This window comes from Streptomyces sp. NPDC031225 (assembly GCF_055570355.1).
In genome coordinates, this window is the sequence record NZ_JBVIHJ010000009.1 from 267804 (window position 1) to 292999 (window position 25196).

25 protein-coding genes and 1 tRNA gene are annotated in these 25196 nt (G+C 69.4%); 12 read left to right on the top strand and 14 right to left on the bottom strand.

Going from position 1 to position 25196, the window contains the following annotated elements; all coding sequences use genetic code 11:
* Window positions 1-3 precede the first annotated feature (3 nt).
* Window positions 4-1611 carry a dynamin family protein gene (locus ACZ48Z_RS18125; protein WP_468736831.1) on the bottom strand — a complete coding sequence of 536 codons (1608 nt, stop codon included), beginning with the start codon at window positions 1609-1611 and terminating at the stop codon, window positions 4-6.
* A 322-nt stretch (window positions 1612-1933) separates the two neighbouring features.
* Here ACZ48Z_RS18125 and ACZ48Z_RS18130 point away from each other — a divergent pair.
* A tRNA-Arg gene (locus ACZ48Z_RS18130) sits at window positions 1934-2006 on the top strand.
* Between the two features lie 178 nt (window positions 2007-2184).
* Here ACZ48Z_RS18130 and ACZ48Z_RS18135 read toward each other — a convergent pair.
* Together ACZ48Z_RS18135 and ACZ48Z_RS18140 are read right to left on the bottom strand one after the other, a co-directional pair.
* On the bottom strand, window positions 2185-2574 hold the full coding sequence (locus ACZ48Z_RS18135; RefSeq protein ID WP_468736832.1) for a hypothetical protein: 390 nt from the start codon (window positions 2572-2574) through the stop codon (window positions 2185-2187).
* Window positions 2575-3127: 553 nt separating this feature from the next.
* Window positions 3128-3790 (bottom strand): maleylpyruvate isomerase N-terminal domain-containing protein, encoded by a 663-nt coding sequence (locus tag ACZ48Z_RS18140; RefSeq protein ID WP_468736833.1) that lies wholly within the window; start codon window positions 3788-3790, stop codon window positions 3128-3130.
* A gap of 811 nt (window positions 3791-4601) precedes the next feature.
* Between ACZ48Z_RS18140 and ACZ48Z_RS18145 the strand changes: the two genes are divergently transcribed.
* From ACZ48Z_RS18145 to ACZ48Z_RS18155, 3 genes are all read left to right on the top strand, one after another.
* Window positions 4602-5804 (top strand): IS110 family RNA-guided transposase, encoded by a 1203-nt coding sequence (locus ACZ48Z_RS18145; protein WP_468736834.1) that lies wholly within the window; start codon window positions 4602-4604, stop codon window positions 5802-5804.
* Window positions 5805-5879: 75 nt separating this feature from the next.
* The gene (locus tag ACZ48Z_RS18150; protein WP_468736835.1) at window positions 5880-6335 is read left to right on the top strand and encodes a hypothetical protein; all 456 of its coding nucleotides are present in this window, start codon (window positions 5880-5882) and stop codon (window positions 6333-6335) included.
* Window positions 6336-7733: 1398 nt separating this feature from the next.
* Window positions 7734-8342 carry a hypothetical protein gene (locus ACZ48Z_RS18155; RefSeq protein WP_468736836.1) on the top strand — a complete coding sequence of 203 codons (609 nt, stop codon included), beginning with the start codon at window positions 7734-7736 and terminating at the stop codon, window positions 8340-8342.
* 136 nt (window positions 8343-8478) lie between these two features.
* Here the strand turns inward: ACZ48Z_RS18155 and ACZ48Z_RS18160 are convergent, their stop codons facing one another.
* Window positions 8479-9120 (bottom strand): hypothetical protein, encoded by a 642-nt coding sequence (locus tag ACZ48Z_RS18160; protein ID WP_466278982.1) that lies wholly within the window; start codon window positions 9118-9120, stop codon window positions 8479-8481.
* A 208-nt stretch (window positions 9121-9328) separates the two neighbouring features.
* The gene (locus tag ACZ48Z_RS18165; protein WP_468736837.1) at window positions 9329-9928 is read right to left on the bottom strand and encodes a hypothetical protein; all 600 of its coding nucleotides are present in this window, start codon (window positions 9926-9928) and stop codon (window positions 9329-9331) included.
* A gap of 401 nt (window positions 9929-10329) precedes the next feature.
* On the opposite strand from ACZ48Z_RS18165, the gene ACZ48Z_RS18170 reads away from it, so the two are divergent.
* Complete coding sequence (locus ACZ48Z_RS18170) at window positions 10330-11289, top strand: D-2-hydroxyacid dehydrogenase family protein (RefSeq protein ID WP_468736838.1); 960 nt, start codon at window positions 10330-10332, stop codon at window positions 11287-11289.
* On the opposite strand, the gene ACZ48Z_RS18175 is transcribed toward ACZ48Z_RS18170, so the two are convergent.
* Window positions 11266-11829, bottom strand: coding sequence for a DUF2087 domain-containing protein (locus tag ACZ48Z_RS18175; protein ID WP_468736839.1), 564 nt, complete (start codon window positions 11827-11829; stop codon window positions 11266-11268). The genes ACZ48Z_RS18170 and ACZ48Z_RS18175 overlap by 24 nt on opposite strands.
* Before the next feature lie 193 nt (window positions 11830-12022).
* Between ACZ48Z_RS18175 and ACZ48Z_RS18180 the strand changes: the two genes are divergently transcribed.
* A complete protein-coding gene (locus ACZ48Z_RS18180; protein ID WP_468736840.1) occupies window positions 12023-12319 on the top strand; it encodes a chaplin in 297 nt (98 codons plus the stop codon).
* A 114-nt stretch (window positions 12320-12433) separates the two neighbouring features.
* On the opposite strand, the gene ACZ48Z_RS18185 is transcribed toward ACZ48Z_RS18180, so the two are convergent.
* The 8 genes from ACZ48Z_RS18185 to chpG all read right to left on the bottom strand — a co-directional run bounded on the left by ACZ48Z_RS18185 (window position 12434) and on the right by chpG (window position 17391).
* On the bottom strand, window positions 12434-13300 hold the full coding sequence (locus ACZ48Z_RS18185) for a tyrosinase family protein (protein ID WP_468736841.1): 867 nt from the start codon (window positions 13298-13300) through the stop codon (window positions 12434-12436).
* Window positions 13284-13766 (bottom strand): tyrosinase family oxidase copper chaperone, encoded by a 483-nt coding sequence (locus tag ACZ48Z_RS18190; protein ID WP_468736842.1) that lies wholly within the window; start codon window positions 13764-13766, stop codon window positions 13284-13286. Before ACZ48Z_RS18190 ends, ACZ48Z_RS18185 begins: the two co-directional genes overlap by 17 nt.
* 125 nt (window positions 13767-13891) lie before the next feature.
* A complete protein-coding gene (locus tag ACZ48Z_RS18195; RefSeq protein ID WP_468736843.1) occupies window positions 13892-14404 on the bottom strand; it encodes a hypothetical protein in 513 nt (170 codons plus the stop codon).
* Between the two features lie 131 nt (window positions 14405-14535).
* Window positions 14536-14940 carry a vitamin K epoxide reductase family protein gene (locus tag ACZ48Z_RS18200; protein WP_468736844.1) on the bottom strand — a complete coding sequence of 135 codons (405 nt, stop codon included), beginning with the start codon at window positions 14938-14940 and terminating at the stop codon, window positions 14536-14538.
* On the bottom strand, window positions 14940-15437 hold the full coding sequence (locus tag ACZ48Z_RS18205; protein WP_468736845.1) for a DUF5949 family protein: 498 nt from the start codon (window positions 15435-15437) through the stop codon (window positions 14940-14942). Before ACZ48Z_RS18205 ends, ACZ48Z_RS18200 begins: the two co-directional genes overlap by 1 nt.
* 161 nt (window positions 15438-15598) lie before the next feature.
* Window positions 15599-15886, bottom strand: coding sequence for a hypothetical protein (locus ACZ48Z_RS18210; RefSeq protein ID WP_328747594.1), 288 nt, complete (start codon window positions 15884-15886; stop codon window positions 15599-15601).
* 172 nt (window positions 15887-16058) lie between these two features.
* On the bottom strand, window positions 16059-16886 hold the full coding sequence (locus ACZ48Z_RS18215; protein WP_468736846.1) for a hypothetical protein: 828 nt from the start codon (window positions 16884-16886) through the stop codon (window positions 16059-16061).
* A gap of 265 nt (window positions 16887-17151) precedes the next feature.
* Window positions 17152-17391, bottom strand: coding sequence for a chaplin ChpG (gene chpG / locus ACZ48Z_RS18220; RefSeq protein ID WP_468736847.1), 240 nt, complete (start codon window positions 17389-17391; stop codon window positions 17152-17154).
* Between the two features lie 256 nt (window positions 17392-17647).
* Between chpG and ACZ48Z_RS18225 the strand changes: the two genes are divergently transcribed.
* The 6 genes from ACZ48Z_RS18225 (at window position 17648) to ACZ48Z_RS18250 (ending at window position 25195) form a co-directional block, all read left to right on the top strand.
* A complete protein-coding gene (locus ACZ48Z_RS18225; protein WP_468736848.1) occupies window positions 17648-18700 on the top strand; it encodes a DUF3344 domain-containing protein in 1053 nt (350 codons plus the stop codon).
* A 50-nt stretch (window positions 18701-18750) separates the two neighbouring features.
* A complete protein-coding gene (locus tag ACZ48Z_RS18230) occupies window positions 18751-19926 on the top strand; it encodes a glycosyltransferase family 4 protein (protein ID WP_468736849.1) in 1176 nt (391 codons plus the stop codon).
* On the top strand, window positions 19923-21347 hold the full coding sequence (locus ACZ48Z_RS18235; RefSeq protein WP_468736850.1) for an exopolysaccharide biosynthesis polyprenyl glycosylphosphotransferase: 1425 nt from the start codon (window positions 19923-19925) through the stop codon (window positions 21345-21347). The genes ACZ48Z_RS18230 and ACZ48Z_RS18235 overlap by 4 nt, the downstream gene beginning before the upstream one ends.
* Before the next feature lie 41 nt (window positions 21348-21388).
* Entirely contained in the window at window positions 21389-22738 is a 1350-nt protein-coding gene (locus ACZ48Z_RS18240; RefSeq protein ID WP_468736851.1) for an O-antigen ligase family protein, read from the top strand.
* Window positions 22739-22878: 140 nt separating this feature from the next.
* A complete protein-coding gene (murJ, locus tag ACZ48Z_RS18245; RefSeq protein ID WP_468736852.1) occupies window positions 22879-24495 on the top strand; it encodes a murein biosynthesis integral membrane protein MurJ in 1617 nt (538 codons plus the stop codon).
* A complete protein-coding gene (locus ACZ48Z_RS18250; protein WP_468736853.1) occupies window positions 24479-25195 on the top strand; it encodes a polysaccharide deacetylase family protein in 717 nt (238 codons plus the stop codon). The genes murJ and ACZ48Z_RS18250 overlap by 17 nt, the downstream gene beginning before the upstream one ends.
* Window position 25196 lies beyond the last annotated feature (1 nt).

Sequence of the window (25196 nt, forward strand, 5' to 3'; positions counted from 1 at the left end):
CGGTCACCTCTCCTTCTGAAGTACGGACAGCGCGGCGATGAGTTCGGCCTGGGGTTCGGGGCGTACGTCGAGGGCGTCGAGCGGGGCGAGCCGGCGCTCCCGCTCGGCGTGCACCACCCGGTCGAGGTGGTCGGTGAGCAGCCGTCCGCCCCGGTCGCGCAGGCGCAAGGCCCCGTGGGCGCCGATCCGCTGGGCGAGCCCCTCACCGGCGACCCGCGCCCGGCGTCCGCCGAGCAGCGCGGTGGCGACGAGGGCGGCGATCGTCTCGGGGTCGGGCGCGACGCCACGGTCGAGGTCGCGGACCTCTTCCTCGGCGTACTCCTCCAGCTCGCGCCGCCAGCGCCGTACGGCCATCCCGATCCGGTGCTCGGCGCTCTCCTGGGCGGGTTCACGGTTCGTCAGCTCCGGCGCACCCGCGGCGGGTTCACGTCGCCAGGCCTCGTCGATACGTTCGTCGGCGGCGGTGACGGCGCACAGCAGGAGGGCGCCCAGGCTCTCCACAAGGGCGTCCAGGAGTTCGGCGGCGGTGCAGTCGAGGGGGAAGGCCCGCCAGCGCTTGAGGGCGTCACCGGCGAGCACGGCACCGGCCTGGAGCCGGCCCCGCACGCGTGCGTACTCGCTGTCGTACGCCCCCTCGACGGCGGAGGTGAGCCGCAGCGCGGCCGCGTACTGGGCGGCGGCCGCACCGGCCAGCTCGGGCATCCGGGACTTGAGGGAGGCGAGGACACCGCGGGCCGTACGGGCGACGGTGTGCTGCCGGGCCGCCGGGTCCTGCACCTGGTGGACGAGCCAGGTCCGCAGCGGTGCCACCGCGGTGGCCGGCAGCAGTCCGCCGCCCCAGGCCGACTCGGGCAGTTCCGGCACCGTGAACCGGGGCACCTCGCCGAGGCCCGCCTTGGTGAGCAGGGCGCCGTACTGCCGGGAGACCTCGGAGACGACCTGGTGCGGGACCCGGTCGAGGACGGTCACGAGCATGGCGTCGTACTCCTTGGCGGTGCGCAGGAGATGCCAGGGCACGGCGTCGGCGTAGCGGGCGGCCGTGGTGACCATGATCCAGACGTCGGCCGCGCAGATCAGTTCGGCTGCGAGGACGCGGTTGTCGGCGACCAGGGAGTCGACGTCGGGCGCGTCGAGGAGGGCGAGGCCCGGTGGGAGGGTGTCCGCGGTCTCGACGCGCAGCACGCGGGCGGGGTTCTCGCCGGGCAGCAGGAGTTCGTCCCCCGGTTCGTCGTGGGGCACCCACACGCGTGTGAGGTCGGGCAGTACGCGCATTCCGCTGAACCAGTGATGGTCCTCCGGATGGCAGACAAGCACCGGTGTCCGCGTGGTCGGCCGCAGCACGCCCGCCTCGCTCACCCGCCGCCCCACAAGGGAGTTGACGAGGGTCGACTTGCCGGCGCCGGTGGAACCGCCCACCACGGCCAGCAGCGGAGCTTCGGGGTCTCTCAACCGGGGCACCAGATAGTCGTCGAGCTGGGCGAGCAGTTCGTCGCGGTTGGCACGCGCGCGTGGGGCCCCCGCCAGGGGCAGCGGGAAGCGTGCGGCGGCGACACGGTCGCGCAGGGCGGAGAGTGCGTCGAGCAGCTGAGGCCGTACGTCCAAGGTCACCACATGCGAAGAATGCCCAATTTTAGGGGATTTCTGAAGCATATGAGCATGTCTGCGCGCCGACCGGACACAAGGGATGGAAGGGATGACTGGGACGTAGGCACAGTCCAGGCATAACGAGTGCACAACACCCGGTGCGTGAGGCGCCAAAAGCGATGCACGATTCGTACCTGCCTGCGATTATCAGGACCGCTTCACTGAACCTCCACATCGAGCCACGGAGGCGAAGCAACAGGGACAAGGTCGTGGGAGCCCTATCCTTGTCCCCGGCAACGTCACGGAACGGCCCACACCCGGGCACCCACGACAGAGGCCACCACACCCGGCCCCCGTAGCTCAGTGGATAGAGCAGGCGCCTTCTAAGCGCTTGGCCGCAGGTTCGAGTCCTGCCGGGGGCGCTCTTTCCTCGCTCTCCTTCGGGAGGGCGTTTTTGCTGCTCAGAGCGGGTATCGCTCGACACGACGAAGCCCCGGGCACTCCCCTGACGATCAAGGGAGGACTCCGGGGCTGTCCGGCTGTCACCGGGTTTTTGCGGGTGGCTGTGTCGAATACGTGTCGAAGTTCTTTGGCCGAAGATCAACCAGCGCCAGGCGGCTCGGGGAGGTCGCCGGCGGCTTCAAGTCGCTTCTTCAGGTCCGGTAGTTGTCCGTCGACACACCGGGCGTAGGTGGCCAGCAGCACGGGCACGCTGTTGCCGGCCCACTCGGCAACCTGCGCGGGCGGGATCCCGTCGTTCAGCCATTTGGTGAGGCGGGTGTGCCGGTTGTCGTACACCCGTTTGCCGGTCGGCGAGTCGAAGACGTGCGGAGCCAAGACCGCCTGACGAGCGCTACGCCAGGCCCGTCGGATCACGGAGCCCGCGAGGATGCCGCCGTTCTCACCCTGGAAGAGAAGATCACCCGGCTTGAGCCCTTCGTCTTCGATGTGCTGCCGCAGGATGCGCGTCAGCGCGGGATGGCCCGGCACCGTACGCGTATCTCCTTCAGCGCGGCCCTTGAGGTCGCGCCGTTCGTGAGGGCGGAGAACCCGGCGTGTCCGCCAGAGGAGCTATCTCCTCTGGGCGCCATGAACCTAGTGTTCTCAGTGATCAACGCGAGAGAGGGCAACAGGGGGCCCACGCATGAGTGCCTTGCCGTTGCACGAGGGATCGCGGCGCGATTGGGTGAAGACCGCAACGACTTTGACACGGAGTTCGGGCCGACAAACGTTGAGATCCACGCCGCGGGCACGGCCGTGGAGTTGGGGGATGCGGGGCTCGCTCTCGAAGTGGCCCAGCATGTCGACACGTCAGGGCTTCGCCGGAGCGGCAGGCGCGTTTCCTGCTTGACGTGGCGCGAGCACACGCGCAGCGGCGACACATCGGCGAGGCCACAGCCGCACTCTTGGAGGCCGAGGCTCTAACGCCCGAACAGATCCACGATCACCACTTGGCCCGCGAGGTCATCTGCGACTTGATCCAGCTCTCGGAGCCCCGCGTCCCTGAATCGCTGCGCGGCTTGGGCGACCGGAGTGCTGTCGTCTAGGCGAAGCTGTCAGTGCGGGGTGTGCCGTACCAGCGCCACTTGGTAAGGCGCGGCCGACCGGGAAGTTCCGTGCGGCCAGTGGCCCAAAGGAGGGTTAGCCACCGGTCTGTATCGGTTGGGGCGTCGGGGAAGAGCCGGTCCAGCACGCGGCCGCATAGGTCTGCGGGCGGCGTCCAGTCAACGCCCAGACCCTCGGCGACGTCGTGGGTGTGCACCAGGGTCTCGACGATTCCCATCGCGGCGAAGCCTTCGGGGTCGGCAGGGCCGAAGACGTGATGTGCCCGGACCGTGGGTGGGGTCGTGCGGACGATTGCGGTCAGCAAGGCGCCGCTGGCATCGAGTACTTGAAGCAGACCGGTTGGGCCAGCCTCGCGGTCTGCGAAGACAGCATTCGCGGGGCCGCCCGGCTTCTTGCGATTCCACGCGAACGGCACGTGCGTGTCCAGCGGCGGGTTCGCCGGGCCCAGTTGGACGGCGTAGGAGAACAGGTCGTCGGCCAGGTGCTCGACCGTCTCCCAACAATCCCACTCCAGGGAACCAGCCTTGACACTCCAGTCCGGCGCGTCCGCCCCGCGCAGAGCGGCGAGCGCCAAACGGACGGCACGTTCGACATCGGCCGCCGTAACCGGGTCATTCGGTGATCCCTGCGCTTCAGCCATGACCGGACCGTATCAATGCCTCCCGAGCGAGCGCGGTAGAACTTTCCCTACTTCATCAAGGCTCGCTCCGCTCGCGGCCGTCACGCTCCGGCCGCGAGCACCAACCACCCTCTGACCTGAGGCTTTTGCTCCGATGACGCCGGGCACGCCCACGGGGAACCGCCGCCGCGATCCGGCCTGAGAATGGAAGACCCAGCAGCACCCGTAGGGCCCATAAGGCGCACGAGCACGAGACACCCCATCAAGACCACAAGACCCGAGCCGCCCAACAGAGTCAGGATCGATCCAAGGGGACCAAGGGGCCGCGCACGCGCGGCGGCGCCCAAAAACCCAACACCGGGCCATGAGGTACAGGGGGATTGCCGCACACCAGGCCAACGACGCTTTGTGATACCGAGAAGGCCAGATCGCGGCGCCGGTTCCCCGCGGGCTACCTCGCTACCGGGGCCGTTGCCCCGTGGCTGGGGCGGTCGGCTCCGCGACTTTAGCCAGCCACCTTGGCGAGCCTCGAAGATCATGGCCCCAACGTCGTGCTTTAACGGGCAGGTCCACAGACTGCCCGACTCGCCATGAGCTTACGGGGCCATGATCACTCGCGCCAAAGCAGCTCCGTAAGTTGTTCGGTGGCCCGGGAGGGCCGGATGTGGCTTCAAAGCAGCTTGCCGACCGTGGCTTGGCTGGAGTGGCCGTCCGGCCCTTCGGGGCGCCCTGGTCGCTGATTGAAATGCGTGGAATGCGTCGCTGTTTACGGAGCTGACGACGGGGTGTCCTACGGGCCCGATGGCAGGAAACTCGGCTGCGGGAGGGACACGTGAGCAAACAGCGGGCCCGGATATGGGTCGGAATCGACGCGGGCAAGGGCCATCACTGGGCTGCGGTGGTCGACGAGACCGGCGCAACCCTGCGGTCGAAGAAGATCGAGAATGATGAGTCGGCGATCCTGACCGCGCTCGGCGAGATCCTGGACCTGGCCGATGAGGTGCACTGGGCGGTGGACATCTCCAGCAGGTCCTCCACCCTGTTGCTCGCGTTGCTGGCAGCCCACGGACAGCAGGCCGTCTACGTGCCTGGCCGCACGGTCAACCGCATGGCCGGCGCTTACCGGGGCGAGGCCAAGACGGATGCCCGCGACGTCTACGTCATTGCCGAAACCGCCCGCCACCGCCGGGACTTCGCCACCCTCGACGTGCCCGCGCAGTTGGCCGCCGACCTCGCGCTCCTGACTGCCCACCGAACCGACCTGATCACCGACCGGGTGCGGATGGTCAATCGGCTTCGCGACGTGCTCACCGGCATGTTCCCCGCCCTGGAGCGGGCCTTCGACTACTCGGCCCGCAAGGGCGCGCTGGTGCTGCTGACCGGCTACCCGACGCCAGCCGCCCTCCGGCGACGCGGCTTGTCCCGCCTGACGGCCTGGCTCGTCAATCGAGGCGTCCGCGACGCGGACAGCGTTGCCGCCACGGCCGTGGAAGCGGCCCAGGCCCAGCAGACCGCACTGCCCGGCGAGGACGCCGCCGCGCAGATCGTCGCCGACCTGGCAACACAGATCCTGGCCCTGGACGACCGGCTCAAGCGCCTCGACCGGCAGATCCGCGACACTTTCCGCACCCACCCACAGGCCGAGATCATCGAGTCCCTGCCCGGCATGGGCTCCATCCTCGGAGCTGAGTTCGTCGTCGCTGCGGGCGATTTGACCGCCTATACCGACGCCGGCCATCTGGCCTCAGCAGCCGGACTCGTACCGGTCCCACGCGATTCCGGCCGCCGCACCGGCAACCTGCACCGGCCCAAGCGCTACAGCCGCCGTCTGCGCAGGGTCTTCTACCTGTCCGCGCAGACCAGCATCATCCGCGACGGCCCCAACCGGGAGTACTACCTCAAAAAGCGCGGAGAGGGCTGCAAACACGTCCAGGCCATCATCGCCCTCGCACGACGACGGACCAGCGTCCTCTGGGCTCTGCTACGCGACAACCGGACCTTCACCCCCGTCCCGCCCACCGCGCAGGCGGCTTGACTCCGTCACTGAAACTCCGTCGAACCCGTCGCGGATGATGAGGAGTCGCATCGCGCTGCCGCCAACAGAGGACAAATGATCAAAATCGAATACCGCCAGACCGGCCCCTATGTGGACCAAGGCCAGGAGAACCGCGAAGGAGTGGACCTCGCCGTGGTCAGCCGTTCTGACCTGCGCTGGCACTACTTCCTGTCGGACCTTACGTTCACGATCGGCGAGGCCGAGCTGGCACCGCCGTGGTCGTGGACGCCCGTTTTCGACTTCCTGTGGTCGATGAAGGGTGCAATCGAACACTTGGAGCGGGGCGAGCGGACGACGATCGGCTTCACGGAGAACGCCGAGCTGATCAACTTCCTCCCGGAAGGCGAGAAGGTACGGGTCTCATGCACATACGCAACGACAGAGGCCGTCTGTGAGCGCGTCGATCTGAAGAACGCCTGGCTGGCCCTCCGAGAAGCCGTGCTGACGCAGCTCGGCATTGAGTACCCAAGACTCGCGGCCAACCCAGTACTCGCGGAGCTCCGGCTCTGACTGCCTAACCCGAGGCGCCCCGGCACCTCGCTCTGAACGACACAGACCACGGCAGCGCGGCTGAGGCCGGTTGGGGTGCAGCGAGGCACACGCGCGCCTGATCGGTCGACCCAGCCGCCGTCGTGGCTGACTTTCGTCGGCTGAGGCACAAACGATCCCGAGAGGAGGCGCCGTCCTCACCAGGCGGAGGCGCCCACGGGGCTTGACTCGGTCATTGAAACTCCCGGCCAAAGTCGCTACACCGACCGCGTGCACTCGCACACCATCCGTGCCCGATTCGCTCCTCAATATCCACCCGCCTCTACTGAAGCACCCCTTTCAAACGTTCGATGACTCCTGATGAGTTCATCGATTATTTGTAACGGTCGCCAATAACCCATCCAGCCACAGTGTCATACAGTCGTTCACTTTTGCAGTAGGAAATCTAGTACCGCCTAGTTTGCATATTACGTATTGACGAGAATCTTGTATTGACCATCTTGGTGTGTTGATCAAAAATCAGTAGAGAAACAGTGGGAAGTTCTGCGCGAGAAGAGGTTCGACGTGCCAATCCATCACGATATCGAACTATGGGAGCGCTCCGATCCGAAGTCATTCAATTCGCCGCACTGGATGGCGTATCGTTTGACTGATCGTCGCGTATTGGTTGATCTGAGTGGCATCATCTTGCTCGGATTACATGGGGGCACGGAATGGGTGAGGAAAACTCTAAAGGTTGGCCTTGATGGCGGAAAGGTGGAACCGCTGCTTGGCCTCGGTCCTGCGCAGCAAGGGCATCACTGGAGGGTTCGCCCAAGGATGTGGTCCGTCTCTGCGGCTCCGACGTCAGTACTCAACCTAGGCTCGGCAGTGAACGCGGGATGGGCGGTAGACACATGCAATACGGAATGGGATCTCGGTGAGCCGGAATCGAATGGCGACCTGTTGGGATCTATAATGCTGTATCTCGATTTGGCAGTGAGGGATACGGATGGGATCTTGTACCGGGTCAATTTCGACTTCCGCGCGGTGGGCGATTTGAGTCAACAAAAAGACCCCCCGCCAGTCGAATAAGTACTCATGGCCTGCGCGCAAGCCGGGACGCGAGAACTCTCACGATCCGTTGCAGTACAGCAGTGAAGTACAGCAACCGCATCGGCCAGCAACACTCGACGGCACGCCTTGGCAGCCCTCGTGGCCAGGTGAGCAAGCCTCATCAGCCCTCTTGCCCGTAGTTCGCATCGAGGAGAGCTTGACGCAAGGTCCGCCAGGGGCGCCGTTCTTAGCTTATGGACGGCGCCCCGCCGGCTTGACTAGATCATTGAGACTCCATCGATCTTTACAGTAGGTGACACAACCGTCCGGCGCGGGTACATTCGGACCCTAAAGCGAACCTTCTCTCCGCAGGGAGCAACGTCGTTGTCTCTCACCTATCTAGCACAGACTTTCGGACAAGACCCTGAATCGGTCGAGCTGGCGGTCTTCGCCGCCTCAGCTATCCCGGTAATCGGAGGGGCGCTCTCCATCCCCGACCCTCGCGCCATTGGTCAAATCTCACGCACCAGCCTTCGACAGAGCGTTTGGCTCTCGTTCTACCTCCATCTCGTTTCGGTCATCGCCCTCACGGCTGCCCTGGTGATGGGAGTCTCTGGGCATGCGGACTCTGCCGAGTTCCTCTATACGGCATTGTCTGGAGGGGCGCTTGCTTCAGTTGGTCAACTTATCGTCCGAAATGCCAATCGCGCCGAAGCCTTCGCTATGGATAGTGCGCGCCTGAACCTGGAAGCACACGAGCGGGAGAGGAATCGGGCACTCCTCACAGAAAACCTTGCGGCCATTGAGGACCCAAAGGAACGAGACCAGGCTAGGTTGGAGCTTAATCGAAAGCTGAGCGATTCGATCACCAAGCCCCTTCCGCAAATCGATCCGTACAGAGGCGAAATCGCACCGAGAGCCCAGGAGGCTATCGAATCAAGCCCGGAGGCTGAGCCCTCGGAGCGCGAAGAGGAAGGGCCGCCTGAGCGCTGAGAACCACACAAGACCATAGGCTGCCGCCGGTGGAAGTTGTGGACTATCCGTGGACCAGTCATCTCCTGTTAGAACTCAAACGGGCCATGACCTGGGCTTTCCCGCGGGCCCGAAGAGGCCTCCGGAGCCGCTTGCGCTAGCGTGTAGCTTTAGCGCTGCCGGACTCATCGGTATCTTTCCACCAGGGCTTGGGAAGGTCCGTGACGCGGGTTGCGCCGTGCAGTGCCTTGATTGCTGCTGATCTGCTTGGTAGTGCGTCACCGCGCTCTGATATCAAGCTGGCGAACAGCGCGGCAAACTCCTTGAATTTTGCATACTCTTCATATTTCTCTTTATGCACAGGGTTGGCTCGCCAAGGGAGTTCTCTGTTCTCGCGAATCGCTTCTCGCAGGCTTTGATAACCTTGCCGGAAGCGAGCCAGCGCCTCGATCTCGTCAGGTTCTAGGGTCCGCTCAATCGTCAGCTTCACAAGCAGCGACTCGAAGGCACCCTCTGCCTTCGCCGCCCGCTCTAGAAGCTCCCAGGTGACACTCTTTTCCGGATTTGCGTATCTGGCATCTTTGATGACGCTCCAAATCTTCCATATGGCGAAAAACTCGCCATAACATTCGTAGAATTTAGCGAGAGCGTCTAATTCCAGGTCGCGGCGCCTCCGAATCTCATCCCAGTTGTTTTGGATTCTGCGGCCGACGTAGTAGCCTAAGAATGCCACTGTGATGCCGGTCACTAGTGTCGGAATCGTTTTGATGCAGGCGACGCCTAATTCATGCAGCCACATGTGGAGTCCCTTGGTCTGCGTTCCAGGAATCCGTTTTACCGTAGATCATCGAAGGGGGGACGCTGGGTACCCACATGATGCGCGTTCCTGCGTAGTGACACCAAAGCGATGACACCTGGCTCAGACACCGCTGCGGATGATGTTGTTCGTTTGCCACTCAAAGCCCGGAGAACTGTTCCCGTAGCGCCTCGAAGGCCGCCGAGTCGATCTAGTCATCCAGTGCCGCACCCGCTTGCAGGAGAAACGTCCGAACGCCCTGCTCCAGCAACTTGAGCTGGTCCGGAAGCTGCGAAGTGTTGTAAGCCGTTGCCGATCTTCCTTCGGCATCCGCCACTTGGTGCAGAGTCTGCATGATCCTGAAGAGGGAAACGAGGGCACCAGCCAACTCGATCACCTTGGTCACAGAAGGCTCAAGGTCCGCTGGCCCGTCAAGAATCACGTGGCGTCCATAGCGGCTGACCTCATCCGCCAGTTCGACCGCGCGCACCACGTAGCCGTCCTTAAAGCTCCGCTGGTTCACGTAGACCACACCGTCCCAGGGCTGAGTGCCTGCCGGCGTCTTGCGTTCGAGGAGGCGCCCGAACGTGATCCACGGCTCAAGATGATCGTGGAGAGCTACGGCGGCTGAGGCAAAGGCCTCATACGAAGACCGGCGAGGCTCCCTACGTTCACGCAGGGAATCGACCCGCATCTGCATCGTGGCCACAGAACGCGAGGTCCAACCTGTCGCGACCGTTCCCAGGGTTCCCACGGCCGCGCCAAGCACGGCTGCTATGCCAGCATCCATGTGCAGGATGATGCCGTGCAAGCTCCTCCGTGGGGCTCGGACGCTGAACCTTCCTCTGTCGAATGCGTGTCGAAGAAGGCCGTGTGAGCGTCGTCAGAACCCGATACGGGCTGTTCAGACGAGCCGACCCTCATGACCGCCTGAGCGCCTTCTAAGCGCTTGGCCGCAGGTTCGAGTCCTGCCGGGGGCGCCACACGGCGGCAAAGTTGGCCGAAATGATCGTCGGCCACCGTACGAACCCGGCAGTCACCCTCACGTTTCGTCCACGGTGTCCGCTTCGGCACGCCCCGCTTCCCTCTGCCCCGCACCAGCCTCCCGCCAGGGCGGCCGGGATCACGCGCGAGCGCCACTGACAGTGCCGCGGCGTAGAGTCGATCATCCGGGCCGGACCCAGCCGGGTCCGGGCGAGGGAAGGGACCGACATGCGTCTGCGGTGTGCCGTACTCGACGACTTCCAGCGCGTGGCGACCGAGCTCGCGGACTGGTCGGTGCTCGCGGACCGGGTCGAAGTCGTCTCCTACGACACCCACTTCGCCGCCGAGGACGCTCTGGCCGCCGCGCTCGCCGACGCCGACATCGTGGTCACCCTGCGCGAACGCGTGCCGTTCCCCGCCTCCCTCATCGCCCGGCTGCCCCGGCTGAAGCTGCTCATCGCCTCCGGCATGCGCAACACCGTCATCGACTACGCGGCCGCCGAGGCGCACGGCGTGACCGTCTGCGGTACGGGAAGCTCCTCCACCCCTCCGGTCGAGCTGACCTGGGCGCTGCTGCTGGGCCTGGCGCGCGGGATCGTCGAGGAGAGCAACGCCCTGCGTGCGGAAGGCCCCTGGCAGTCCACCGTCGGCGCCGACCTGCACGGCCGCCGGCTCGGACTGCTCGGCCTCGGAAAGGTCGGCGGCCCGGTGGCGCGGGTCGGGCTCGCCTTCGGCATGGAGGTGAGCGCGTGGAGCCGGAACCTCACCGAGGAGCGCGCCGAGGAGGTGGGCGTACACCGGGCCGGGTCCTTGCAAGAACTGCTCGTGGACAGCGACTTCGTCTCCGTCCACCTCGCTCTGGGCGACCGCACCCGAGGCCTGCTGGGGCCCGCCGAACTCGCCCTTCTCAAGCCCACCGCCTACCTGGTCAACACCTCGCGCGCGGCGATCGTCGACCAGGACGCGCTCCTCGCCGCCCTGCACGAGGGCCGTATCGCGGGCGCGGGCGTCGACGTCTTCGACACCGAGCCCCTGCCCGCCGGCCACCCGATGCGCACGGCCCCGCGGCTGCTTGCCACTCCGCACCTCGGCTATGTGTCGCGGGCCAACTACACGACGTACTACGGCCAGGCCGTCGAGAACATCCAGGCGTACCTGGCGGGTTCACCCGTCCGACGGCTCCCCTGAAAGGGGTCGGCGGTAGATGCCCTCGCTCCGCCGCAGATGGCCCAGATCCACCAGGTACCGCCGCAGCGTCACATGGTCGATCTCGTCGGTGTCCTCGCACCACGCCCGCAGCTTCTCGTTGACGATCCGCTCCGGGTACTCGACGCCAGGCTCGAAGGTCTGCTCGGCGATGTGCTCCAGGACGAGCTTCTTGCGGTTCCACTGGGCGGGCAGCCGTACAAGCCGCCCGTGCCGTACGAAGGTCCGCAGTACCGGTTCTCCCGAAGCCGGGCCCGTGTCGGCCTGCCGCGCCGTGTCCCGCGCGTACTCCCTGAACAGGCCGTACGCCACGCCCAGGGCCCCGTCCGCCCCCTCCGCCACCACGCCCTGCTCGCCCAGCCGGTGCAGCGCCACGGCGGTCTCCCGCGCGGACAGTCCGGCCGCCCGGGCGACCGCCGCGGGGCTGTCGGCGCCCAGGGCGACCGCGGCGAAGGCCCGCACCCGCTTCTCCTCGGCGAACAGACGGATCACTTGGTCGGCCGGTTCGGTGTCGGTAGCCATGTCCGGAGGCTAGTGGAGCACCCCCCACCGGTCCGAGCGAATTTCCCTCGCACGCGAGAGCGGGAGCCGGGCCTCCTGTTCAAAAAGGGTGATCCCCACATGAACGCCGTTACCAGGAGTGAGTGAGCGCGTTGAAGGGGGAGTGCGACGGCGTGTCCTGCCGCCGCACCCCCCGAGTCAAAAGGAGAACGTGATGTCTCGCATCGCGAAGGCAGCGGTTGTCGCCCTCGGCACCGGTGCCGTGGTCATCGGCGGCGCCGGCCTGGCGCTGGCGGACGCGGGCGCCCAGGGCGAGGCCGTCGGTTCGCCCGGCGTCCTGTCCGGCAACCTCGTCCAGGTCCCGGTTCACATCCCGGTCAACGTGTGCGGGAACACCGTCGACGTGATCGGCCTGCTGAACCCGGCCTTCGGCAACACCTGCCTCAACCAGAGCGGTCACCAGGGCAACCCCGGCCCGGGTGGACACGGCGGCTACGGCTACGGCAACTGACCGTCCGTACGCGACACGGAAGCCCCGGCACCTCGAGCGCCGGGGCTTCTGCCATGTCCGCAGCCATATCCGCGGCCATGTCCGCTGCCGTGTCCGCAGTGTCGGCGGGAGGGATCAGGCGTACCGGTAGATCCCGCTGACGTCCTCCAGCTGATCCGGCGTCACGTCCCACGGGGGCAGCTTCTCGTTGCGTGCCACGATCCGCTCGTGCTGGTCGCTCGCCGGGCCGGGCGGCCTGGCCGGCAGATAGCGGGCGCCGCGGTGCCGGCGCTGCCAGCGGTACCAGCACAGGTCGATGAAGGCATGGTGCATCCAGAAGACGGGGTCGTTGACGGACGCGCCGCCGACCATGGCCCCGCCGACCCAGCGGTGCACCCGGTTGTGGTTGCGCCAGGCGGCACTGCCCCGCCCGTTCCCCCACCCCTCCAGCTTGTTGCGGAACCCCTTGGTCACCGTCGAGTCCCAGGGCGAGACGTCGTAGACGGGGTCGGCGAGCGCCCCCTCCAGCTCGCTCTTCGTCGGCAGGGCCAGGGGAGCGCTCGCCCGTCCGAGGTCCCGGGTGAGGAACTCCCCGTCGGTGACGCCCTCCTTGAGGGTCCAGTTGCCGCTCGCGAAGGCGAACGGCCCGGTCATCACCTGCCGGTCCGAGCGCCGTCCGTTGCCGCCGAGGAGGTCCTTGGTCCAGGGCGCCGACGTCGTCGTACGGTCGCGGGTCCAGTCCCAGTACGGCATGGTCACCGACGAGTCGACCCGGCGCAGCGCCCGCTCCAGGTCCAGCAGGAAGCGCCGGTGCCAGGGCAGGAAGGAGGGCGCCATGTGGGCCGTACGCAGGCCTTCCTCGCCGTCGGAGTTGTAGTACTCGATGTGGGTGCGCACGAACTGGTCGTACTCACCGCGTCGTTTCACCTCCAGCATCGCCTTCACGAACCGCCGCTTCTCGCCGGCGGTCAGTGTGCTGACGTCCTTACGCGTGTACGCCATGGTCTCCCCCCATGTGTTCCTGTTCTCCGTCACGCAGTTCCCGCCCGGGACCGAGCTCGTCGACGGCGGCGCGGGCGGCGTCGAGCGGTGTGGCGTACGACCGGTAGTGGTCGACCATGCTCAGCCAGGTCCCGTCGGCGCGGCGCATCAGATGCAGGGCCCGTCCGTCGACGGTGACGTGCCACCGGGCGTCGCCGAGGACGCGGCCCGCGGAGGTGGCGGAGGTCCTGATGCCGCGGATGCGGCGGCCTCGGTAGGTCTCGTCGAAGACGATGTCCGCGGGCGGTTCGGCGGCGCGGATCGCGCGGGTGGCCGCGACGACCGGGACGAACGCCGCGGCGACGGCCACCGGCCCGAACAGCCCGAGCAGCAGGCCCCGCCGGCTCACCCGGGCGGGCCCGCCTCTCTGCCGTGCCGCTCCCCGGGGCTCCGGCCCCACCGCTGCTCCGCCGACACTCACGACCATCGCTGCTCCTCCGGTTCGGTTTTCCGTACCGGTAACCGCCGCACCCCCCTCTCGGTCACCGTCGAAGGGCCGCGAAAACCGGCGGGCCCGGGCAGAGACGCCCGGGCCCGCCGATCAGGTCGGTGCTACAGGCCGGGCCCCGTCACGAGGTCCGCGCCCGGGACCGTCTGGAGGACCGGGGCCAGGATGCCCACCTGGGGGAGCTTGGCGTCCGGGAGTCCGTAGTTGTCGGGGTTGGGCGCGGTGAGCGGGGCGTCCACGTCCAGGCCGGGGGCCAGGGTCCGCAGGTCGGAGGCGGGAGCCGCGACGCCGACGTGGTCGAAGTCGTCGCCGAGGAGGTGCGGCAGCGGGGCGTGCAGGCCCGCGCCGGGCAGCGCGCCGCCGACCGGCACCTGGGGCAGGACCCGCTCGGGGATGAGCCGGCCCTCGACGTACTGCGGGCCCTCGGGCGCGCCGGGCGTCAGCAGCGGAAGCTCGGCACCGAGCTTCGGCAGCTGCATGTTGAGGGAGTTCTCGACGCCCTCCAGCGGCACGGGGACCGGAACCGTGCCCACCGCGACGGCGGGGGCCGCGGCGCCCACCGCGGCCGCTACGCCCGTGATGACGGCGGCAATGGTTCCTCGGGTGGTCGACTTCATCTCAGGTACGGTGCCTTTCGGGAATCGGGAAGCGGGAAGGGGCAAGCTCAACGTCCTTCTCCCGTAACGATTCCGGGCCTGCGACCAGTACAAGATTCCCCCGTCTGCCGCAGTAATCAGACGTACGGCAATCAGCTCGTCCAGAAGTCCCACCAGCCCGTCAGGATCGGCATCCTGACGATCCCGACGTGCAACAGCGGTGGCACCCAGGCGAATTCGGCGAGGAACGTCGTCGACCCGTCCGGCGCGGGCAGGAACCCACCGCTCACGGTGAACGACGTCACGCACCAGAACATGACGATCGTGGCGGCCAGGCCCAGCATCGGGGTGGGGAACCCGAAGGCCGAGGCCTGGTCGCTCCGCATGACGCTGCCGCAGGACACCACCGGGTTCAGACTGCAGCCCGGGGTGAAGTCCGGGTCCTGGAACAGCTTGAACTTGTCGAGGGTGATCACCCAGGCGGCCCACAGTCCGGCGGTCCCCGTGATCACCAGCAGTGCGGCGAATCCGCGACCGCCGCCTGCGGTGCGCTCCATCAGCCGCGCAGGCTGCGGGGCGTCAGCACGATGTGCGCCGCCTCGTTCAGCGTCTCCTCGGCACCCGCGAAGGCGGCCAGCGCCTCGGGGTCGACGGGCTTGCCCGGCTCGGCCTCGGGCCAGGGGCGGGTGGTGAACACGAAGTAGCAGAACCCGCGTTCGTCGACCGCCGCGAGCCACTCCGGCGGCGGGACGCACTGGGCGTTGAAGCCCGGCATGCTGACGACGGCGGTACCGGACTCGACGAGCAGGCTGACCGGGAGGCTGGGCCGCGCCTTGCCGTCGACGAGGTCGCCGCCGACGGGCAGGTCGTTGTTCTCCAGCAGTGCCTCGACGGCGGCCGTCGAGCCCTCCGGGCCGGCCGCGCCGTCGCCGAGGGAGTAGGCGAGGAGGTAGGGCATGTCGCCGTCGGGAGCTTCGCCGCTCCAGGCCATCACGACCAGCGTGCCCAGGTCGGGGGCGTGGAAGGGTCGGGTTTCGCTTGAGGTTGAGGTCACCGCGCGACCTTATCGACGCACCGGAAGGCCTACGACCGCCTTCTCACCCGACCGGGCGATAGCCCGCGCCCGCTCCACACGAACGAGGGAAGCGCGTCGAACAGGCTGACAGGACCGGTCCCTTGCGGTGTGACACCGGCCCTGACAGCGCGAGTGGAATGTCAGCTCTGCAGCGGAAGACCACCGAGAAGACCGCCTGAGTTCAGGGTGGTGGTCGCGCCCTTCACGGTGTTGAGCACGGAGTCCTTGTTCTCGGTGTCGAGCGCGTCCGACTGGTGCTGCAGCGGCATCGCGTCGCCGGGCTCGAGCCGACCGCTGGTGAGCGTGTTCACGGCGCCGTTGAGGCTGGTGGGCGTGAGGTCGGCGGTGTCGTAGGCGAACGCGGGCGCGGCGGCACCGGCGAGGGCCAGGGAACCGGCAACTACGGCGGCGGCCTTCAGGGACTTCATCGGGTTCCTTTCTGTCGGCAACTCACGTCACCAGAGCGAATTCGGACGCCGTGCCCAACGATCTCTGCCCGATACGGAAACCCCGCGCGCAGTAATTGGGCTTTCATGAAAAAGCCGTTGCACCGGCCCCCGGAAAGGGCCGGCGCAACGGGACGGTTCGAACACGCACGCCTTACGACGCGGGCAGCAGCCCCGATGCCGGGAGCGAACCTGTCGGGAGCGAACCGGTCGGCAGCGAAGTCGTCGGGAGCGAGCTCGTCGGCAGGGTGGGCAGAGTCGGCAGCGCCGGCAGCCCGGGCAGGTTGGGGAGCGGCAGCTTCCCGCCCAGGAGCGTGGCGGCGAGGACGTTGACCAGCCCGGTCAGCACGCCCGTGACCGCCGGGACGACCTGTGTGACGTCCCCGGAGGTGACAGCCGCGAGCAGCGTGTCGACCGCCTTCTGGAGGGCGGCCAGCGCGTCGGCGACGAGGTCGGCCGGAAGCTTCGCGGACGAAGCCACCGAAGCCGATGAAGCCACCGAAGCCGCCGAAGCCTTGGAGTCGTCGACGCTCTTCGTGAGCGAGGGAAGCACCGGGAGCGAACTCGTCGGCAGGGAACTCGTCGGCAGCGTGCCGGTGGGCGCGGCAGGCGGGGTCACCGGCACCGCCGGGGCCGCCGGTACCGCCGGTACCGCCGGGGCCGCGGCCGAGACCTTGGCGATGGCGTCCTTCACGGCGCCACCGAGCTTGGTCGCCTCCTCGGGCGAGAGCTGGCCGCTGTCGGCCTTCAGCACGGCGTTGAGCAGATCGGTGACCGGTGTGAGCACCGCGCCGAGGTTGCCGAGACCCTGGACCTGGGCGAGGAGCCCGTCCGCGCCGGGAACGGGCACCCGGGAGGCGGCCTGGACGCGCGCCCGAGCCGTTTCGGTCTCGGCCGCCGCCGCGGCCGGTCCGGCGAGCCCCAGCAGAAGGGCGCCGCAGAGGGCGGAGGAGGCGATACGCCGGACGGGCAGACCACGCATGGGTGTTCCTTTCGAGCACGAGGAATCTTGTTCCCACCGTGAAAGCGCCCACCGCGCTCTGCAACCGAGCGCATACACAACGCGATCGCGCTCGCCGCGTCAACCTGGCGTTCCCCCTGGTGAGGGCCATGTCAAGCGCAGCCGACCGCACCAGGGACCCGGCCCCCATTCGGGGCAACGGGCCAGGAGAAGGGGAAACGAGAACCGGCCGGGCTCCCGTGATGGAGTCACGGGAGCCCGGCCGGCAAAGGGGACGGCGCCGACGTCAGTCGTTGACGCAGGTGTTGCCGAACGCGGGGTTCAGCAGGCCGATCACGTTGACGGTGTTGCCGCAGACGTTGACCGGGACGTGAACCGGAACCTGGACGACGTTGCCCGACAGCACACCCGGGGAGTGGGCGGCGGCGGCCTGCGCGCCGGCGTCGGCGGCGGCGAGCCCGGCGCTGCCCGCAACGGCGGCGGCAGCAACAGTCGTCAGGGCCAGGCCCTTCGCAATACGCGACATGGGGAGGTGCTCCTTGGGGTTGACACACACAACCGGGCGGGGATGCCCGGCGCTGTGTCAACGCGCGACGCGCCCGTGGGTTGTGCCCCCAATGGGGTGATCTCACGAGAGCCGCGACTCCGCCGTTCCGACACACTTGTCGCCTTTCAGCCGATTAATACGGATAGCGGCTAGTGTTGCGGACCTCCTGAAACACCCTTATGGGCAGCGCATCGCACCCATGGGGGCCGTACTTTCCGGAAGGGCAACGCCGGTCATGCGTAAATCCCCGGGTCCGCTGCTGCGTCGCACCCTGGCGGTCTCCCTGGCCCTCCTCGCCGTAGCCGCCGCGCCGCCCGCCCCGGAGGGGCCGCGCATCCCGTTCGCCGAGCGCCACCACGCGCTCCAGCACGGCGGCATGGTCCGCGCGGCCAACACCTCGATCAGCTGCCGTACGACGGTGGCCGGCTGCTCCGCCGCCCGTGCGGGCCGGGCCGTCAACGGGGACTTCGACATGTTCTACGTGGACGTCGACAGTGACCCGAACACCTACAACTCCTCCCGTGCCGAGGTCCGGCTGCCCGCGGGCTCCCGGGTGACGTACGCGCGCCTTTACTGGGGCGGCAACCTCAAGGTGGGCGAGCAGAAGCCGCCGAAGGACAACGGGCGGGTGCTCGTCGCCGAGCCGGGCGGCCAGTACAAGGAGGTCCTCGCCGACACGCTCGTGGGTCACCGGGTGGCGCGGGGCGCGGACGCCTTCCAGGCCTCGGCGGACGTCACGAAGCTGGTGCGGGAGAGCGGTTCGGGCCTGTACACGGTGGCCCAGGTCAACGTGGCGATGGGCAGGTCGGCCGCCGGCGCCTGGGGCGGATGGACGCTCGTGGCGGCGTACGAGAACCCGCGCGAGCCCCTCAGACACCTCACGCTCTGGGACGGGTTCGACACACCGGCCGCCACCGGCGTCGGGGCCACGGTCCGGGTGCCCTTCCCGAAGGGGGCCACGGGCCGCGTCGGTCTCGTCGCGTACGACGGCGACCGCGGCCACACGGGTGACTCGTTCACTCTTTCGACGGGCGGCCGACCGGGGGGACCCCTCACCGACACCGCCAACCCCCGTACGGACGTACTGAATTCGACCATCAGTGAGCCCGGACCTGCCCCTGCGCGGCGTGAGCCCTCGTACTCGAACACCCTCGGCTACGACTCGGATGTGTTCGATCTCGGCAAGGCGCTCGGGCCCGGTGGTGACCAGCTGGCCTTCCGGCTCGTTTCCCAGCGCGACGCGGCGTGGACCGGTGTGCTCTTCGCCGCCGTCGATGCCCGCAAGTGAGGCGCGTTCCTGCCCCTCTTGAGCACCACCCGTGAGCGAGGAAACCGCGCATGCACCAGTCAGGCACCGACCCCCGGCCACGGGTCCTGCACCTCACCCAGCCGGTGGACGGCGGGGTCGCCCGGGTGGTGACGGACCTGGCGCGGGCCCAGCTCGCGGCGGGCCTGCACGTCACGGTCGCCTGCCCCGACGGCCCGCTCACGCCGACGCTCCGCGCGCTCGGTGCCGACGTACGCCACTGGGAGGCGGCCCGCTCACCGGGTCCCGCGCTCCTTCGGGAGGTACGGCAGCTCTCCCACGTGGTCGGCCGGGTGCGGCCCGATCTGGTGCACGCGCACAGCGCGAAGGCCGGGCTCGCGGGCCGGCTCGCGGTGCGGGGACGGATCCCGACGGTGTTCCAGCCGCACGCCTGGTCCTTCGAGGCGGTCGGCGGACTCACCTCGGCGCTCGCGCTGCGGTGGGAGCGGGAGGGGGCGCGCTGGGCGCACCGGGTGGTGTGTGTGAGCGACGCGGAGCGCGCGACCGGCGTGCGCGCCGGGATCGCCGGCCGCTGGAGCGTGATCCCCAACGGCATCGAGCCCGAGCGCTTCCATCCCGCCGCCGTCGACACCGTTCGCGCGTCGCTGCTGCCCGATGTCGATCCGGCGGCCCCGCTCGTGATGTGCGTGGGGCGGCTGTGCCGGCAGAAGGGCCAGGACGTGCTGCTGCGTGCCTGGGAAGCCATCCTGGCGCGGGTGCCCGGGGCGCGGCTCGTGCTCGTCGGTGACGGGCCGGACGCCGCCGCCCTCAGGGACAGGTCGCCGCGGTCCGTGGTGTTCGCGGGTGCCGTCGCCGACAGCGTGCCCTGGTACCAGGCCGCCGATCTGGTCGTCCTGCCCTCGCGCTGGGAGGGCATGGCGCTGGCGCCGCTGGAGGCGATGGCGTGCGGGCGGCCGGTGGTGGTGACGGACGTCGACGGCGCCCGGGAGAGCCTGCCGCCGGGTCTCGCCCCGCGCTGCCTCGTACCGCCAGGCGATCCGGCCGCCCTCGCGCGCGCCGTCAGCGATCTGCTGCTCGACCCGCTCATGCGCGAGTCGATCGGCCACCAGGGGCGTCGGCACGTCCTGGCCACACACGACGTACGGCACACGGCCGGGGCGGTGGCGGACGTGTACCGCGAGCTCCTCGGCGGCGAGTTCGCAGGGCGCCTCGCGCCCACCGAGTACAGGGAGTCCATCCACTCGTGACCGCGGAAAGTACCGTCCCCTCGCCCGGCGGGCAGCCACGGAATCTGCGATTCTCGCCCGTCTCGCTCATGCCGCCACGCGGCACCACCACCGGCTTCCGGTTCCCGTTGCGCAGGCCTCCGGCCCGGCCCGCCTCGCCGGTGCCGCTGCTCGCGGCCGACACCTTCGCCGCCCTGATCGGCGCCTCCGCGATGGCCGAGGCACTGCGCCATCCGATGCTCGCGGCCCTGCTGGTCGCCGCGTCGATACTGCTGCGCCCTCAGCTGTCCGGGCCCGTGCCGGGAATCCTCGACGAACTGCCCACCGTCTGCGGCCGGATCGCGGTGGCGTGGCTCGCGGTCGCGGCGCTCGTCGCCGCCTACGACCCGGACCTGGCCCTCGGCGCCGGCACGCTCGCCGGCGGCTTCCTGATCCAGTCGGTGGTGGCCTGCGCGGGCCGCGGCACCGTGCACTGGCGCCGCCGCACGGCCCGGCTGGCCCGCCCGCGTGCCGCCCTTGTGGTCGGCCCGGCGGGCACCGCGCAGCGCGTGGCCGCCGCCGTGCTGCGGCATCCGCGCTGCGGGGTCCGGCCGGTGGGCGTGGTGGCCGACCAGCAGGACGGCACCGAGGGGCTGCCCGTACTGACGACGGGCGAGGAGGTCCAGCGCGCCCTCATCCAGAACGGCGTACGGGACGTCCTCGCCGTCCATCCCTCCGTACGGTCCGAACAGGGGCCGCTGCTGCGGGCGCTCGCGGAGTCGGGCTGCGCGGTGTGGGAGGTGGACGCGGACTCGCCGTCGTACGCGACGCGGCACCAGCTCGCCGGTTTCTCCTGCCGCCGGCTGGACATGGGCGGACGTCGGCGTGGCAGCGCCGGCAAGCGGGCGCTGGACGTGGCCGTGTCCGGGACCCTGCTCCTGCTGGTCAGTCCGCTGCTGGCGGTGTGCGCGGTGGTGCTGCGGCTGACCGACGGCCGGGGTGTGGTGTTCCGGCAGGAGCGCATCGGCAAGGACGGCAAGCCGTTCACGCTGCTGAAGTTCCGCACCCACCGCCCGGTCGACGAGCACGAGGCCGCGACCCGGTGGAGCGTGGCGAACGAGATCCGGATGTCGTGGTTCTGCCGCTTCCTGCGCACGACCTCTCTGGACGAGCTGCTCCAGCTGTGGAACGTCTTCTGGGGCGACATGAGCCTGGTCGGTCCGCGCCCCGAACGCCCTTACTTCGTCGGCAAGTTCAGCCAGACCTACCCCGGTTACGCGGCCCGGCACCGGATGCGGACCGGCATCACCGGTCTCGCCCAGATCAACGGGCTGCGCGGCGACACCTCCATCGAGGACCGGGCCCGCTTCGACAACGCCTACATCGACAACTGGTCGCTGTGGCAGGACATCTGCATCCTGCTGCGCACCGCGGCCTCGCTCGTGCGTCCGACGGGGAGCTGAGCCGCCATGACCCACGCGTTCGACGGGGAGCCGAGCCGCCCATGACCCACGCCCTGACCCTGCCCCGAGTCCGCGAACTGCCTCCGGTTCTGCCGGTGTTGGTGGTGATCGGCCTCCTCGCGCTGCCCATCGGCCCCGGCGGCGAGGGCGGCGCGGGCCCGGCCGACGCGGTCTCCGCGCTGGTGGTGCTGTACTGCGTGCTGCGGCTCGTACGGGAGCGGCGGCGCCCGCTGTCGGGTACGGCCGCCGTGCTGCTGGGGCTGCCGGTGATCGGGCTGGCCGTCGCCGCGGTGGGCGCGTCCTCGGCGGGCGCCGGGCTGACCGGCATGGGCCGCTATCTGCAGATCTTCGTGCTGGTCCCGGCGGCCGTGCTGCTGCTGATCCGCGGCCGGGGTGACTTCCGGCTGCTGGCCTGGGCGTTCGTGGGTCTCGCGCTGTGGCAGGGGGCGATCGGGGTCCACCAGTTCCTGACCGGGACCGGTGCCTCCTACCAGGGCGAGGAGATCCGGGCGGTCGGCACCTTCGGGGCGCAGGACGTGATGGGCATGGCGACCGTCGTGTCGTTCGGTCTGGTGTGCGCGGTGGGGCTGACGCTGGGGCGGACTCCGGTACGGCAGCGGGCAGTTGCCGCCGCCTGCGCTCTGGCGCTGCTGGTTCCGCTGGCGTTGTCCTTCAGCCGGGGCGCGTGGATCGCCACCGTGGTGACGATCGTCGTGCAGCTGGTGCTGGCCGGTCTCGGGCGGGCCCTGAAGGTGGGGGCGGTGGTGGCCGCCCTGGGCGTGGTGCTCGTCGGCGGCTTCGGGGTCGGTTCGGCGATGCTCCAGGAGCGGGTCGACAGCATCACGCAGGTCACCGACGCGCCCGACCAGTCCGTCACCGACCGGTACACGATGTGGGCGGCGGCCGTCGGGATGTGGCGCGAACACCCTTTGACCGGCGTGGGGTTGAAGGGCTTCCCGGAGCACCGGGACGCGCACGCCGCGCTGTCGCTGTCCGCGGGCAGCGACACGGAGGGCGCGGGCTCCGGGTTCCGCAAGCAGCCACTGCTGTCCCCGCACAACATGTACCTGCTGGTCCTCGCCGAACAGGGCCTGATCGGGCTGCTGGCGCTGGCGGGCGGCTGGCTGGCCCTGCTGGTGTGCGGTCTGCGCGGACTGGTCCGGGTCCGCCGGGCGGGCCCGGGTCTCGACTGCGCGCTGGTCGCCTGCGGGCTGCTGGTCTGGCAGTTGACGGACTTCGCGTACGCCGACATCGGCGGGCCCTCGACGGTGCTGACGGCGGTGTGCTTCGGGCTGGCGGCGTGGTGGGCGCTGGGCTCGGACGACACCGAGGAGCAGGCCGGGCCCGAGGCCCCGGTACGCGAGCCGGCCGAGAAGGCCGCGGCCCGATGAGGGTGACGCGGCCACGGGAGCCGCGGGCTTCGGGGCCGTCCGCGAGGGGCCGCACCACCTCGACCTACGGAACCGTCCAGGGCCCGGCCCTCGGAACCCCGCCCGGACGAGCCCACGCGACCGCCCGGGGAGGCGGTGCCATGGCTGCCCCCACCGTTCCCCCCGCCCGCTCCGCCGACACCGAACTCGCCCCCGTCTCGCGGGGGTTCCTCGCCAAGGCCACCCTGGTCACCGCGGTGCTCTCCATCGCCGGCGCCCTCCTCGGACTGCTCCGCGACCAGGCCCTGGCGCGGCTCTTCGGAGCCGGCAGCGAGACCGACGCGTTCCTCGTCGCGTGGACCGTGCCGGAGTTCGCGTCCACGCTGCTGATCGAGGACGGGCTGGCCTTCGCGCTGATCCCGGCGTTCAGTCTGGCGCTGGCGCGCCGGGCCCAGGGCGCTCCCGGCGACCCGGTCCGCTCGCTGGTCGCGACGACCCTGCCCCGCCTCTCGCTCGCCTTCGTCGCCGTGTCCGCGCTGATCGTCGGCACCGCCCCACAGCTCGTCGAGGCTCTCGCGCCCGGCCTGCCCGACCCCGCGCTCGCCGTCGACTGCACCCGTCTGACCGCGCTGTGCGTGCTGGGCTTCGGGCTCACCGGATACTTCAGCGCGGCCCTGCGCGCTCACCGCCGTTTCGTGGCACCGGCGGCGATCTACGTGGCGTACAACGCCGGCATCATCGCGGCGATGTACGTCCTCGGCGGGCACTGGGGCGTGCGGTCCGCGGCACTCGGGGTCGCGGTGGGCAGCGGACTGATGGCATTGATCCAACTGCCTTCCTTCGTACGGCAGTTGTGGCGCCGACGGACCGCCGTCCGGGTCGAGCCGGTCGAGAGCGCCGAGCGCGCGGTGACCGTGGCCCTCGTCGCCACCGTGCTGCTCTTCGCGCTGTGCCGTCAGTCCCAGGTCCTCATCGAGCGCTTCCTCGCCTCCACCCTCCCCGCCGGCGCCATCTCGCACCTGAACTACGCGCAGAAGGTCGCCCAGATCCCGATGACCCTCTCGCTGATGCTGTGCACGGTCACCTTCCCGGTGGTCGCCCGCGCCCTGGCCGACGGTGACGTCGAGCGGGCCCGCACCCGGGTCGAGCGGGACCTGGCGCTCGCGGTCTGCGTGGTGCTGCTCGGCGCGGCCACGGTGATCGCCTGCGCTCCGCAGATCGTCGAACTCCTCTTCCAGCGGGGCGCGTTCACCGCCCGGGACACCGCCGCCACCGCGGACGTCATGCGGGTGTACGCACTCGGGCTGCTCGGCCAGACCGTGACCGGCTGTCTGGTCCGCTCCTACTTCTCGGCGGGCCGCCCCACCTGGTACCCGGTCTCCGCGATGGCCGCCGGGATCGTCGTGACCTCATGGGTCGGCGCCTGGACGGTCGGCCCCTGGGGCGTCCTCGGGATCGCCGCCGCCAACGCCTCCGGCATCACCGTCACGGCCGCCCTGCTGCTCGCCGGGATGCGCCGACGCAGCGTCCCGATCCGTACCCGGCAGGTGCTCGCCGAGCTGAGCCGGCCGGTACGGGCGGCCGTGGTCGCGACCCTGGCGGGCGCCTTCGTCGCGAGCCGGGCCGACTCCGCCCTGACCGGCCTGCTCACCGGCGCGGCGACCGTCCTCGTCGTCTTCTCCCTCCTCGCCCGGGCTCTGGGCTCCCAGGGCTTCGAACCCGTAGTCCGGTCCGTCCGCTCCGTCACACGAAGGCTCACTCATGGCCGCACCCCCTGAATCCACCCCGTGGATCGCGATGTACCACTCGGTGGGCGACTGCTCCGACGATCCCTACCGCATCACCGTCACACCGGAGCGCCTCGACCGCCAGCTGTCCTGGCTGCGCCGCCGCGGCCTGCGGGGCGTCTCCGTGTCCGAGCTCCTCGCCGCACCCAGCCGCACCGGCCTGGTGGGGCTCACCTTCGACGACGGGTACGCCGACTTCGTCGACCACGCCCTGCCCGTCCTGACGCGCCACGACTGCGGCGCCACCCTCTTCGCGCTGCCCGGCAGGCTCGGCGGCGACAACGCCTGGGACCCGCTGGGCCCTCGCAAGCCGCTCCTCACCGCCGACGGCATCCGGAAGGCGGCCGCGGCCGGCATCGAGATCGGCTCGCACGGGCTGACCCACGTGGACCTGACGACGGCGGAGGACATCGCGCTGCACGGCGAAGTGGCCGACAGCAGAAAGCTGTTGGAGGAGCTGACCGACTCCCCCGTCACCGGCTTCTGCTACCCGTACGGCACCCTCGACCAGCGCGTCGTCGACGCCGTCCGGGCAGCCGGGTACGGCTACGCCTGCGCCATCGACCCCGGCGAGATCAACAGCCTCCTCGCCCTGCCCCGCGTCCACATCGGGCAGAACGACACCGCCGTACGCCTCTTCCTCAAGTACCGGCTGCACCGGCTGCGCCGCCGCCCCGTCGAGGGGATCTGAG

Bases quoted from the DNA above. Each gene is read 5' to 3' on its own strand.
- ACZ48Z_RS18180 (WP_468736840.1), top strand. From the start codon at position 12,023: ATGTCTCGCATCGCGAAGGCAGCGGTTGTCGCCCTCGGCACCGGTGCC.
- ACZ48Z_RS18240 (WP_468736851.1), top strand. From the start codon at position 21,389: ATGACCCACGCCCTGACCCTGCCCCGAGTCCGCGAACTGCCTCCGGTT.
- ACZ48Z_RS18210 (WP_328747594.1), bottom strand. From the start codon at position 15,886: ATGAAGTCCCTGAAGGCCGCCGCCGTAGTTGCCGGTTCCCTGGCCCTC.
- chpG (WP_468736847.1), bottom strand. From the start codon at position 17,391: ATGTCGCGTATTGCGAAGGGCCTGGCCCTGACGACTGTTGCTGCCGCC.
- ACZ48Z_RS18175 (WP_468736839.1), bottom strand. From the start codon at position 11,829: ATGGCTACCGACACCGAACCGGCCGACCAAGTGATCCGTCTGTTCGCC.
- ACZ48Z_RS18195 (WP_468736843.1), bottom strand. From the start codon at position 14,404: ATGAAGTCGACCACCCGAGGAACCATTGCCGCCGTCATCACGGGCGTA.
- ACZ48Z_RS18160 (WP_466278982.1), bottom strand. From the start codon at position 9,120: ATGTGGCTGCATGAATTAGGCGTCGCCTGCATCAAAACGATTCCGACA.
- murJ (WP_468736852.1), top strand. From the start codon at position 22,879: ATGGCTGCCCCCACCGTTCCCCCCGCCCGCTCCGCCGACACCGAACTC.
- ACZ48Z_RS18215 (WP_468736846.1), bottom strand. From the start codon at position 16,886: ATGCGTGGTCTGCCCGTCCGGCGTATCGCCTCCTCCGCCCTCTGCGGC.
- ACZ48Z_RS18230 (WP_468736849.1), top strand. From the start codon at position 18,751: ATGCACCAGTCAGGCACCGACCCCCGGCCACGGGTCCTGCACCTCACC.
- ACZ48Z_RS18225 (WP_468736848.1), top strand. From the start codon at position 17,648: ATGCGTAAATCCCCGGGTCCGCTGCTGCGTCGCACCCTGGCGGTCTCC.
- ACZ48Z_RS18140 (WP_468736833.1), bottom strand. From the start codon at position 3,790: ATGGCTGAAGCGCAGGGATCACCGAATGACCCGGTTACGGCGGCCGAT.
- ACZ48Z_RS18250 (WP_468736853.1), top strand. From the start codon at position 24,479: ATGGCCGCACCCCCTGAATCCACCCCGTGGATCGCGATGTACCACTCG.
- ACZ48Z_RS18150 (WP_468736835.1), top strand. From the start codon at position 5,880: ATGATCAAAATCGAATACCGCCAGACCGGCCCCTATGTGGACCAAGGC.
- ACZ48Z_RS18170 (WP_468736838.1), top strand. From the start codon at position 10,330: ATGCGTCTGCGGTGTGCCGTACTCGACGACTTCCAGCGCGTGGCGACC.
- ACZ48Z_RS18190 (WP_468736842.1), bottom strand. From the start codon at position 13,766: ATGGTCGTGAGTGTCGGCGGAGCAGCGGTGGGGCCGGAGCCCCGGGGA.
- ACZ48Z_RS18200 (WP_468736844.1), bottom strand. From the start codon at position 14,940: ATGGAGCGCACCGCAGGCGGCGGTCGCGGATTCGCCGCACTGCTGGTG.
- ACZ48Z_RS18185 (WP_468736841.1), bottom strand. From the start codon at position 13,300: ATGGCGTACACGCGTAAGGACGTCAGCACACTGACCGCCGGCGAGAAG.